The organism is Haloglycomyces albus DSM 45210, assembly GCF_000527155.1.
GTDB lineage: Bacteria > Actinomycetota > Actinomycetes > Mycobacteriales > Micromonosporaceae > Haloglycomyces > Haloglycomyces albus.
In genome coordinates, this window is record NZ_AZUQ01000001.1 from 969619 (window position 1) to 980953 (window position 11335).

General features: G+C 61.8%; 10 protein-coding genes. 3 read left to right on the top strand and 7 right to left on the bottom strand.

Features of this window, described 5'->3' with window-relative positions:
- Positions 1-7: 7 nt before the first annotated feature.
- Complete coding sequence (locus tag HALAL_RS17350) at positions 8-1222, bottom strand: hypothetical protein (protein WP_025272866.1); 1215 nt, start codon at positions 1220-1222, stop codon at positions 8-10.
- Positions 1223-1730: 508 nt separating this feature from the next.
- Here HALAL_RS17350 and HALAL_RS0104565 point away from each other — a divergent pair.
- Positions 1731-2459, top strand: a complete 729-nt coding sequence (locus HALAL_RS0104565) for a winged helix-turn-helix domain-containing protein (RefSeq protein WP_025272867.1) — start codon at positions 1731-1733, stop codon at positions 2457-2459.
- Here the strand turns inward: HALAL_RS0104565 and nagA are convergent.
- On the bottom strand, positions 2456-3565 hold the full coding sequence (nagA, locus tag HALAL_RS0104570) for an N-acetylglucosamine-6-phosphate deacetylase (protein WP_245598036.1): 1110 nt from the start codon (positions 3563-3565) through the stop codon (positions 2456-2458). The genes HALAL_RS0104565 and nagA overlap by 4 nt on opposite strands.
- 147 nt (positions 3566-3712) lie before the next feature.
- Here nagA and HALAL_RS0104575 point away from each other — a divergent pair, with 147 nt between their 5' ends.
- Complete coding sequence (locus HALAL_RS0104575) at positions 3713-4498, top strand: DeoR/GlpR family DNA-binding transcription regulator (protein ID WP_025272869.1); 786 nt, start codon at positions 3713-3715, stop codon at positions 4496-4498.
- Between the two features lie 17 nt (positions 4499-4515).
- Here HALAL_RS0104575 and HALAL_RS0104580 read toward each other — a convergent pair whose 3' ends face one another.
- The gene (locus HALAL_RS0104580) at positions 4516-5580 is read right to left on the bottom strand and encodes a glycosyltransferase family 2 protein (protein ID WP_025272870.1); all 1065 of its coding nucleotides are present in this window, start codon (positions 5578-5580) and stop codon (positions 4516-4518) included.
- A gap of 363 nt (positions 5581-5943) precedes the next feature.
- Between HALAL_RS0104580 and HALAL_RS0104585 the strand changes: the two genes are divergently transcribed.
- Positions 5944-7212 carry a nucleotide sugar dehydrogenase gene (locus tag HALAL_RS0104585; protein WP_025272871.1) on the top strand — a complete coding sequence of 423 codons (1269 nt, stop codon included), beginning with the start codon at positions 5944-5946 and terminating at the stop codon, positions 7210-7212.
- Between the two features lie 84 nt (positions 7213-7296).
- On the opposite strand, the gene HALAL_RS0104590 is transcribed toward HALAL_RS0104585, so the two are convergent.
- Genes HALAL_RS0104590 through HALAL_RS0104605 form a run of 4 tightly spaced genes read right to left on the bottom strand, consistent with a single transcriptional unit; the run spans position 7297 to position 11333 of the window.
- Positions 7297-9102 (bottom strand): ABC transporter substrate-binding protein, encoded by a 1806-nt coding sequence (locus tag HALAL_RS0104590; RefSeq protein WP_025272872.1) that lies wholly within the window; start codon positions 9100-9102, stop codon positions 7297-7299.
- On the bottom strand, positions 9099-9287 hold the full coding sequence (locus tag HALAL_RS0104595) for a hypothetical protein (protein ID WP_025272873.1): 189 nt from the start codon (positions 9285-9287) through the stop codon (positions 9099-9101). Before HALAL_RS0104595 ends, HALAL_RS0104590 begins: the two co-directional genes overlap by 4 nt.
- Positions 9284-10297, bottom strand: coding sequence for an ABC transporter ATP-binding protein (locus tag HALAL_RS0104600; RefSeq protein WP_029767390.1), 1014 nt, complete (start codon positions 10295-10297; stop codon positions 9284-9286). The genes HALAL_RS0104595 and HALAL_RS0104600 overlap by 4 nt, the downstream gene beginning before the upstream one ends.
- Positions 10290-11333 carry an ABC transporter ATP-binding protein gene (locus HALAL_RS0104605; RefSeq protein WP_029767391.1) on the bottom strand — a complete coding sequence of 348 codons (1044 nt, stop codon included), beginning with the start codon at positions 11331-11333 and terminating at the stop codon, positions 10290-10292. The genes HALAL_RS0104600 and HALAL_RS0104605 overlap by 8 nt, the downstream gene beginning before the upstream one ends.
- Between the last annotated feature and the right edge of the window lie 2 nt (positions 11334-11335).

Genomic DNA, 11335 nt, shown 5'->3' on the forward strand with positions numbered 1-11335 from the left:
TATCGGTTTAGGCGATGATGTAATACGCGCTGAGTAGGTACACGACCGGCCCGGTCATTCCGAAGGCGAAGAGAGGCCCGGCGATCCCGGTTACCGGCCAGGGGGCGCCGCCGTCGCCGTCGATACGGCGGGAGGCGACCAGATAGGCGACGGCGATGTCGGAGAGGATGGCCGTCAGGGCGATGATGAGGCCGCCGATGGCCGCCGTGGCGGGTTCGGGTCCCTCGATGACCATTCCGGCGTAGGCCGCGGCGGCGGTCCCGGCCATGGTGCCGAGGACGACGCCGAACGCACCACGGGGTATTTGGCGGTTGATGCGGGGGTCGGGCAGACTGAGGTCCACCGCGCGCGCGGTGACGATGGCACATCCGGCGGCCAGTAGCGCGGAGTACATGGCGGGGGGTGCCGCTCCGAGTCGGGAGAGCACGAGGTAGCACCCGTAACCGAAGACGGCGACGATCGCCAGGGAGGCGGTTCCGGTGACGTTGGTGGTGTCGCGGCGGCGTGGGTTGAGCACTTGCATGAGCAGTGCGGCCTGGACGGCGAACGCCAAAAACACCAGGAGGGGCGTGATGGAGGGTCGTGGCCACTGGACGACGAGGGCGTTCCCGGCGACGATGCTGAGCATGCTGGAGGCCCAGACGATCCAGGGGTGTGGGACGGATCGGACCCACGTCAGGCACACGACCGCGGCCGTTTGGAGGACACCGATGCCGAGGGCGTAGAACCAGCGTTCGGTCTGAGTGCCGAGGATGATGCTTCCGGTGATGGCCACCGTCAGGCAGATGGGCGGTAGACGGTGGAACCATTCGGGCGTGGGTGGTGGGTTGGTGTGGTCGGGCCGACGGACTTCAGGGGTGGTGGGTGGGTTGTGGTGGATCGAGCCGTCGGTGGCGACGTCGCTCGGTTCGCCGTCAGGGCCGGGGCGAGGCGGGGCGCTCGTGAAGGTCGGCGGGGCGAGCCCTGCGGTCGGCCGCGGGCGGGGTGCGTTGGGGACTTCGGCTTGCGACGGTACGCGAGCGGCGGCCTGCGGTGGGACCGGTTGTTGATACGGCTGCCCCCACTCGTTGTCGTCGGCGGGTGGTGTCGCGGTTGCCGGCCCCGTCCACAGACGGCCTGATTCGGGCCGCTTCGGCTCGGGCCAATCGGATTGGTCCGCCGATGGGGCCCAAGGACCTTCCTGCCGGGGTCGATCGCTGTCGCCACTTGAATGTTTACCCACGTGTACAGATTAAACAGCCGTCGGCTGAGTACTTGCTCAGAGGTCGGCATGGCGCGCCAAGGCCACCGGTTCAAGTGAAAAATGTCGCTGTATTCCAATACACACCTGCCGTAGGGGCGTGGAGTCGGCTATACTGTCGCTTATCGCGACGGTGTTTGGTCGGCTCGGCAGGGCCGCCGACACCGCAGGCGCAATGAGGCGCACGATTTGGACAGACCGCTCACGGGTTCGCACCGACGGCATGAGACACGTCGGGTTTGAGCCGGTGAGACCCGCTCCACCTCATCAATCCACCCCGGCAACGACGCCATAGCGGAGTCACCGGCGCATCAGCGCGAGATGATGTGACGGCTGGAGAGGAGCTCAGGTTGTTCCAGGAACATCCGGTTGACGCACGGAGGTGGTGTCATGACCTCCCCGTCCTGACGGGGTTCCTGTGGCAAGCCGAGTGGTCGCCCCCTACCTACCGGGTTCGTTCAACGACAAGCCTGTCTTTCGGAGGCCGCCTGTGGAAATTCTGGTTCTGACCGGGTATCCGGTTCCTCAGTTTCCTGAAAACATTCTTCCCGCCATCACCTTGCTGCCCCACAACGTGCGCTATGAACCCCGTGACGCCCGTTCTCTGTTGGACGGGCCGTCACCCGATTTGATCGCCGTCGACGCCCGCGACGATCTCGCCGACGCCCGTTCGACCTGCCGTATGCTGCGGACGACCGGAGTGAGTGTTCCCGTTTTCCTCATCATCGGTGAGTCCGGGCTGATCACTCTGCAGGCCGATTGGAAGGTGGACGACTTCCTCCTGTCCGGCGCCGGTCCCGCCGAGGTCGAAGCTCGTCTGCGACTCGCCGTCGGGCGAGAGGACTCCCGCAAACTGGAAAACTCCCGCATGGTGAAAATCGGGGATTTGACCATCGACCCCGACATGTACGCCGTCAAGATCAAAGGCAGCCCCATTGATCTGACCTACAAGGAGTTCGAGCTGCTGCGGTACCTGTCCGAACACCCCGGTCGGGTGTTCAGTCGCGAACAGCTGCTGCGCGAGGTGTGGGGCTACGACTACTTCGGCGGCACCCGCACGGTCGACGTGCATATCCGTCGTCTACGCGCCAAGTTGGGTGCCGAGCACGAAAGCCTGATCGGTACCGTGCGGCAGGTGGGCTACCGCTTTGTACTGCCTCCGTCGGCGCGGGACAAGCGCACCTCGCCCGCGCCCGACATCACTCCGATGGAGGTTTAGGCGGCGTCCAGCCACTCGCCGGCCCGCATGACGCCCTTCAGCTCCAGATCATTGTCCAGTACCAGCAGATCGGCACGCTTACCAGGATCGATCGTGCCGACGTCGGTGAGTCCGAAGGTCTCGGCGGGCACTTCCGAGGCCATGGCCGAGGCCGCCGGGACCGACTGCTTACCGAGGTGGACGGCGTTGCGGAAGGCGTCCAGCAGGGTAATGGTGGATCCGGCGATCGCGCCGTCCTTCGTGCGGGCGGTTCCGTCCTCGACGTCGACGTCGAGATTGCCGAGCTTATACGATCCGTCGTCCAGACCGGCGGCGTCCATCGCATCCGACACGAGGTGCACCCAGGTAGGCAGGGCGGTGTCGAAGATGAACTGCATCGTACCGTGGTGCAGATGGACGGGATCGGCGATGACTTCCGAGATGGTCCGTTCGTCATCCAGCAAAGCGGGGATCGGGCCCGGATCGCGGTGTTTGAACGGGCGCATCGCATTGCACAGGTGGGTGGCGACGATCGCTCCCGCGTCCATGCCGTCCACGGTCTGTTCCCACGTGGCGTCCGTGTGGCCCAAGGCCACCACCACACCTTGGGAGGCCAGATATTCGATCGTCTCCACGGCACCGTTCAGTTCCGGCGCGACGGTCATCATCTTGGCGCTGCCGTCGGCGGCGGCCATGAGCTGCTTGGCCTCTTCCACGGAGGGGTCGCGCAAAACCGAGGGGTCATGGGCTCCGCGCCGTTCAGGTGAAATGTACGGACCTTCGTAATGCACACCCATGATCGTGCCGTCGTCATACAGCGGTTTAAGATTTTTGGTGGCCTCCAGCAGAAAGTCCTGGGAACCCGATACCAGCGACGCCATGACGGTCGTCGTTCCCCGGCTCGCGTGAAAAGCCGCCGCTTGGCGCGCCTGTTCGGCGTTTCCACCGGTGAACGAATACCCGCCGCCCCCGTGAGTGTGGGTGTCGATGAATCCGGGTATGACCCAACCGTCCGGCTCTCCCGACGTCTCCTCAATCCCGGCTATTCGATCACCATCGACGATCACGGTGCCGTTCATCACGCCTTCGCCTGTCACAACATGCGCATGTGCGGGCAATTCGTTCACAATTAGCTCCTAAGCAAGCAAGGAGGCGTGTTGCACTTCACGCCAACTGACATAATCGAGCCCTAATGTGCATTATTTGAGCACCCAGGTGTCCCACTATGAACAATAACGCGCGATAATTGAGCGTGGACATGGGTTAGGAGAAAGATGGACCGTTACGCACGATGGAATACCCTGCTGGAAATCCTCGCAGAACAGGGGCGCATCACCGTTGAGGAGGCGGCCACGAAACTCGAAGTCTCCCAGGCCACCATCAGGCGGGATTTTGATCAATTGTCACAACAGCAAATGATCACCCGCACGCGCGGCGGCGCGGTGGCGGGAGGGATTTCCTATGATCTGCCCTTGCGCTATAAGACCGCCAAACACGTGCAGGAAAAGAATCGGATAGGGCAGGCCGCCGGTCGCCTGGTGCAACCGGGACAGGTGATCGCACTCAACGGCGGCACGACGATCACCGAGGTCGCCCGCGCTCTGGCGACGCGCACCGATTTGGTTGCCACGCCCGGATCGACCGGATTGACCATAGTCACCAACGCGCTCAACATCGCCAACGAACTGATCGTCCGCCCGCATTTGAAGGTGGTCGTCGCCGGCGGCGTCGTTCGCCCGCAGTCCTATGAGCTCATCGGCCCGCTCGCGGCGCCGATTCTCAGGGAGATCACCTTGGACATCGCCTTCCTCGGCGTCGACGCGGTGGACTTCAAGCTCGGGGCCACCTGCCATCACGAGGGCGAAGCGGCGATCAACGCTCTCATGGCCGCCCGGGCACGGAAGGTCGTCATCATCGCCGACGGCTCCAAAGTCTCCGGACACGCCTTTGCCCGCATCTGCTCCAGCGACCGTATCCATACCCTGGTCACCGACACCACCGCCCCACAGGAGCAGTTGCGCGACTTCGAGGCCGCCGGGGTACGCGTCGTCGTCGCGTAACCGATAACGGTGCGTTTTTACGCCTCGATCGAGGAGGCCGGCGACCGGCTGGTACGACGCTGCGGCGGGGTCGGCGGTTCGGAACGGGGTCGACGTCGGCCCCGCACGAGACGGACCAAGCGCCACACCCACCGGAAGAACATGTAGCTGCGAAAGGACCGGGCCAGAAGCAAGCGCTGTTTCAATCCCTTCGGTTTCCACGACGGCGGTCGATACCGTGCACATATGTCGTGGGCGGCAAGGAAGAACTCACGGCGATGCGAGGGCACGATGCGGTCGGTGTTTCCCATGACGATCAACAAGTGCCACACCATGTGCTCGAAGAGTGCCGTTCGCAGCCCGTCGTCCTCCACGGCGTCCCAGTCACGCCAAGTACGTTCCCATTGGACGAATACGTCAAAATGCTTACGGTCCTGCGTCAGGGTAATCGAGCTCTGTGGACGTTGATGCCACAGATAACTCTCTTCCAGCACCAGTCCGATTGAATTCACGCGACGCAACAACCCGTAAGTCCAGGGAATGTCGGTATACCAACCACTGGGAAATTCCAGTCCACCGTCGGCCAGCAGTTCTCGACGGGCAATTTTCGTCCACGGCGTATGCGTATAGGGAATGATCCCGGTCCATTGCTGGAGTGCAAAGAAGTCGGTGTCGACAGGCGACTCCTCAGCGAGACGCGGTAGAAAAGCGGGGCGCTGGACACCGTCAGAGGAAATACGGGAATGCTGAATCAACAAAAGATCCGGACACCGATCGGCACCGATACGTTCCACGATCCGCTCGACCGCTCCGGGAGCCACGCGGTCATCGGCGTCGACGAACCACACGTACTCTCCTGTGGCCTGCCGGAGGCCCTGGTTGCGTGCGGCACCCGATCCACCGTTCGCTTCGGTGCGACTCAATCGAACCCGCGAATCCCGCCGGGCGAATTCGGCGGCGATGCGACCCGAATCATCCGGGCTGCAGTCGTCTACCACGACCACTTCCATACGTTCCGTAGGAGACTGCAATACGGAGCGTAGGCAATCAGCCAAGTATTGTTCCGCCTTGAATACGGGCACAACAACACTCAATTCAGCCATTTTTCAACATTATCTTTCCGTGGCAGTACTAGCGAACAACAGTGACACAGAAGAATTTTCGCATAGTCTCTCCATAGGGTACGCCGGTTCAATTTTTTCGACAGTGGAATATTCTCCCATCCCGGCTATATCACGAATCCGACTCACCTGAAACCGACATTCCGCTGTATCATGGGTTCCATCGTGTCGATCTCAGTTGATCCCCCGATGAATTGATATTGACCATTCAGTGGAACTTCCTCAAACACCAAACGAATACCAAGGTCACAACCTTCGCGTACTCACTTCACCAGCGCTCACCGAGTGTTAACGTCGCTGTTAAGAATACCCTTCACCACTACCCAGCCAAGAAAGCCAAGTCATATGTCCGACAGTAAAAACACCACATTGGACCTCGTCGTCATCGGCCTCGGATACGTCGGCCTCCCCCTGGCTCACGCTGCCGGACACTCCGGGCTACGCGTGGCCGGTTTCGACCTCGACGATGACGTGACACAAGGACTCAACCACGGTCACAGTCATATCGACGACCTTTCGGACGGCGCGGTGCAATCCCTCCGCGACCACGGTTTCCATGCCACCACCGACCCGGGTGTCATCGGCCGAGCCGACACCGTCATCATCTGCGTCCCCACTCCACTGTCGGAAACCGGCGGACCCGATCTGACCGCCGTCAACGGTGCCGCCGACCTGCTTGCCGACCATATCCGTTCCGGTAGCCTGGTCATCCTGGAATCGACCACCTACCCCGGTACCACCGAGGAAATCCTGCTTCCCCGTCTCGAGAAGAGCGGATTGCGCGCCGGACACGATTTTGACCTGGCCTTCTCCCCCGAACGCGTCGATCCGGGGAACGCCGTCTGGGGTATCACCAATACCCCCAAGGTCGTCGGGGGCATCAACGCCACCTCGACCGGTCGAGCGGCCGATTTCTATCGCCGTTTCATCGACACCGTGCACGGGGCTCGCAGCCCCAAAGAGGCCGAAATGGCGAAGCTGTTGGAAAACACCTACCGGCACGTCAATATCGCGCTGGTCAACGAGATGGCCGTCTTCTGCCACGAACTCGGCATCGACCTCTGGGAGACCATTCGACTCGCCTCCACCAAACCCTTCGGGTACCAGGCTTTCTACCCCGGCCCCGGTGTGGGTGGACACTGTATCCCCATCGACCCCAACTACCTTTCCTATAAGGTACGCACCCTCGGTTATCCGTTCCGTTTCGTAGAACTCGCCGGTGAAATCAACAATCGCATGCCCGAGTACGTCGCCCAGCGCGCGATGGAGATACTCAACAACGATCGCAAAGCGCTGTCCGGATCTCGAGTGGTCCTCCTGGGCGTCACCTACAAACCCGACATCGCCGATCAACGGGAGAGTCCAGCGGTCGCGGTGGCCCGCAAACTGATCGCTTCGGGCGCCGAAGTGGCGTTCCACGACCCGTACGTCGACGACTGGGACGTCGGGTCCGGCCCCGTCGAGAAGGTCGCTGAACTGAACGATGCCCGGGCCGACCTCTATGTGCTCCTCACCCACCACCGCGAATACGTCGACTCTCAGCTGCACGACTGCCGTCCACTGCTGGACACCCGAGGCGTCGTCAACTCTCAGGAAGGCGTCTCACGACTCTAGACGAACCGAGGGCGCGGCGCAGGCACTTCGATGCCCGCCGCCGCGCCCTCGGTCCACTGGACTCCGGAGGTTGGACCGTGGTTATCAGGCCGGTTTCACGTCACCGGTCAGGATTCCCAGAATCAACGGGTTGTCCTTCGTGGGGTTGTTCTCGTCATAGGCCGAGTTCACCGTGACCTCGCCGAGACGGTCGCCCACCACGTAGTGCGAGGTGTGCTGCTCCTCCCAGATAGGTAGGCGGGGCAGCGTCTCATTGAAGATGACTGCGAGCTTCGCATTCGCCTCCCGCAACTTTTCCGGGTCGGATGCTGAAACGGCATCGTCGTAGATGTCGTCGACGTTGACCGTCCCGTAGGCCTCGGTCTCGATGTCCTTGGTCTCCACACCCATACCCGGCGATTCGTCGGTACGGTCGTTCTCCCAGAAGAAGTTGAACTGTGCCGCACCCGAGTACTGCGGACGCAGCGGGTTGCCCCAGTGGCGAATGGTCATGTCGTACTCACCACTCGGCCACATGGCCCAGACGCTGCTTTCGGGGACCGTCTGGAACTCGACGTCCAGACCGAACTCCTGCAGCTGATCGGCAACGGCGATGGCCGTGTCGGTCCAGTCGTCCCAGCCGTCTGGAGCGACGAGGGTGTACGACTTCGGGTCCTCACCCTCGGGAGCCCACTTGCCGTCCTGCTTGGACCAGCCGGCCTCTTCCATGAGTTCGGCGGCTTTGTCCACATCGTAGTCGTAGTGGGTCAGCTTGCTCTCGGGGTCGTCGAGCAGGTCCTCGGTTACCAGGATGGCGCAGCCGGAGTCGTAAGTGTTGTTCAGGAAACCGCCTTCACCACGCGCGGCGACACCGATCGCCTCCCGGTCCAGCGCGTGCAGGATCGCCTTGCGAACCCGGTAGTCGGCCAGTTCGGGGTGGCGGTTGTTGTTCAACGCGATGCCCCCACCGCTGAGCGAACCGTGCTGCAGCTGCTCGGAACCGTCGATGTCCTCCAGAATCACGTCCCGGTCGTTGGGGTTCAACACGTGAGTGGAGTAGTCGACCTCGCCGGATTTCATGAACGGCACAACGTCCGAGTTACCGGCTGCACGGGCGATGACCTCGTCGAACAGAACCTCGTCGGCGAACAGACCACCCTCGTGGTGTTTGAAGATGACCTGGTTGTCGGTCTGCTCCTCGAACTTGTACGGCCCACAACTGATCCAGTCATCGAAATCCAGGTCGGCGAGATCAGAGTTGAACGACTCCTGGTCGCCACTGCCCCACACGTCGGTGCCCTGCTCCATGAGTCCCTTGGCGCGCTCCATGAAGTCGCCGTACCGCGCCGACGAGTGAACCTGAGTTTCCCCGGCTATATAGCCGATTCCCTCATAGGAGTGGTTCAGAACCAGTTCGACGGTGTAGTCGTCCGTCTCGTTGATCTCGTCCACATACGGCCACAGGGTGTTGGCGGCATTCGCCCCGGCATAGGCCATTCGATAGCTTCCCGCCAGATCCTTGGCGGTTACTTCATTACCGTCGGTCCACTTGACGCCTTCGCGCAGCTTGACGGTAATAAGCTTTCCGTCCAGGTCGACGTCCAGCGACTCCGCCAGCATAGGGATGTATTCCTGGCTGCCCCAGTTGTAGTTGGCCACCTTGGGGTAGAAGAGAGGAGCAACGGCCTGACCGATGAGCAGGGCACCATCGCTGAAGGGCGGGTTCTTGTGGTTTTCCACGGGGTTCATGTCGGCGGTCGCGACGAAGCGTCCGCGGCGCTCGCCGTCTCCGCCACTCGTGCCATCGGCCTTACAGGCGCTCAACAATCCGGCGCCCGCTACTCCGGCCGCGCCGAGGCCGGTAGCCTGCATGAGGCGCCTACGTGACATTTCCATTCGCTGAGAGGTCATTGCCTCTTCCTTTCAATCAGGATCGTAACGGTACTGATGGCGCTGAGAAACACCCCGAGCCCTATATTCATTACACTCAATGTGAACTCAGCCGTTCCGGTAGGGTGATAGCACGCCGACAGCCCGCCCAGAATGATCAACAGCATCCCGAAGCCCAGCCCGAAGCGCGCCATCAGATAGATCATGTCTCTACCTTTTCCAAAGCCGCCGTGTGGTTTCGACTCACCACAGTGCAAGCCAGACGCCGACTCTCCTCAATCTCGGTCAGAGAGGGCGTCATAGTGTCGCAGGTTCCGCTTTCAAACAGCGGACAGCGCGGATGGAAGGTGCAGCCGGAGGGAAGATCCGTCAAGTTCGGGATCTCGGCGCTGCGCAAACCACCTGATTTGTCTCCGCTCTTGGCCAGACGCGGATCCGGTTCGCAGACCGCGTCGATGAGAGCCTTCGTGTAGGGGTGCTGCGGGTTGTTGATCACCTCGGGAGTGGGTGCCTGTTCGACCACCTTCCCCAGGTACATGACGGCGATTTCACCGTCCCAGGCAAAGTATTTCGCTACGGCGAGATCGTGGGTGATGAACAGGAATCCCACGCCGAGTTCATCGCGTAGTTTGCCGAGCGTGTTGAGCATGCTCACGCGAATCGACACGTCCAGCATCGAGGTCGACTCGTCGGCGATCAGGACCTTGGGGTCGAGGGCCAGTGATCGCGCCACGTTCACCCGCTGCCGTTGACCGCCCGACATCTGGTGCGGGTACTTGTCGAGGTACGTCTCCGGCGGAGTCAGATCCACCAACTCCAGCAGCTCCCGGGCCTTTTGGCGCGCCTGCCTCTGAGTGGTCACCACTCGGTGTTTCCGCACGGCCGCCGTCAAAGTGGACACCACGGTGCGGATCGGGTTGAGCGCCGCGTACGGATCCTGGTGAATGTACTGCACGTCCAGGCGGAACCTGCGGAAGTCACGCTTCGACAAGGAGTGGATGTCGCGACCCAGGTACTCCACGCTTCCCCCGGTCGGCTTCGTCAGGCCGGCCGCCGCGCGAGCCGTCGTCGTCTTACCGCAGCCGGACTCTCCCACCAGGCAGACGACCTTTCCAGGCACGACGTCCACATCGATCCCGCCCACCGCGGGCACCGCTCCGGACTTGGTGCGGAAGGTCTGTTCCAGGCTTTTCAATCGCAGTATTGCCTCAGACATGAGTGTCCGCCCTTCCCTGGAATTCAACTTGGTCATGGTGTCGACATTGCACGGCGTGAGACATGCCTTCACCCCGCTCTCGGAGCACCTCCAACCCCGGCATCTGAGAAACGCACTCCTCGGTGGCGTATCCGCAGCGCGGGTTAAATGAACAACCCGAGGGGAGACTGTCCAAACCGGGAGGAGAACCCGAAATGGACGAGAGGTCTCTTATCCCGCCTTTCACCGGCAGAACCGCGTTGATCAGTCCCGCGGTGTAGGGATGTTTGGGGTTGTAGAAGATGTCGTCGGCGTTTCCGGACTCGATGATCCGACCGGCGTACATAGTAGAGACTCGATCGGCCAACTCGGCGGCCAGACCGAGGTCGTGGGTCACGAAGATCATCGTGAAGCCGTACTCTTCCCGCAGTTCATGCAGCTGCTTGACGATTCCTCGCTGTGTCAACAGATCCAAGGCCGTGGTCGGTTCATCGAGGACCAGCACCTGCGGCTCCAACGCCAACGACAGGGCGATGAGGGCACGTTGCTTCATACCGCCGGACAGTTCGTGCGGGTACGAATCGAGTACGCGATCGGGATCCAAGCGGACCCGCTCCAGAAGTTCGGTCGAACGCCGCTCGACCTCCTTCTTCGACAAATGCTTCTCCGCGTGGTCTCGCATGGTCTCGGCGAAATGCGCCTTCATCTTCAGCACCGGGTTGAAGGCGTTCATGGCTCCTTGGAACACCATCGCCGCCTCTTCCCAGCGAAACTTGCGCATTTCCTTGGCGCTGAGCTTGAGAAGGTCGACTTCACGACCGTCCTTGCACTGGTAGATGATCTCGCCGCGCGGAATCCGTCCCAGCTTGGGAAGCAGCCGCAGCAGACCGAGCCCCAAAGTGGTTTTACCGCAACCGGACTCGCCCACCAAGGCCATCGACTGACCGGGATAGAGGTCGAAATTGATGTCATCGGCCGCGACGACCCGGCTGTTCTTACCGGTTTGATACGCGATCTGCAGGTCGCGGACGGAAAGTATCGGTTTGTTGACGTCCATGG

Excerpts from the sequence above, each read along its gene's own strand:
- HALAL_RS0104600 (WP_029767390.1), bottom strand. The coding sequence starts at position 10,297 with ATGTCTGAGGCAATACTGCGATTGAAAAGCCTGGAACAGACCTTCCGC.
- HALAL_RS0104595 (WP_025272873.1), bottom strand. The coding sequence starts at position 9,287 with ATGATCTATCTGATGGCGCGCTTCGGGCTGGGCTTCGGGATGCTGTTG.
- HALAL_RS0104585 (WP_025272871.1), top strand. The coding sequence starts at position 5,944 with ATGTCCGACAGTAAAAACACCACATTGGACCTCGTCGTCATCGGCCTC.
- HALAL_RS0104575 (WP_025272869.1), top strand. The coding sequence starts at position 3,713 with ATGGACCGTTACGCACGATGGAATACCCTGCTGGAAATCCTCGCAGAA.
- HALAL_RS0104580 (WP_025272870.1), bottom strand. The coding sequence starts at position 5,580 with ATGGCTGAATTGAGTGTTGTTGTGCCCGTATTCAAGGCGGAACAATAC.
- HALAL_RS0104590 (WP_025272872.1), bottom strand. The coding sequence starts at position 9,102 with ATGACCTCTCAGCGAATGGAAATGTCACGTAGGCGCCTCATGCAGGCT.
- HALAL_RS0104605 (WP_029767391.1), bottom strand. The coding sequence starts at position 11,333 with ATGGACGTCAACAAACCGATACTTTCCGTCCGCGACCTGCAGATCGCG.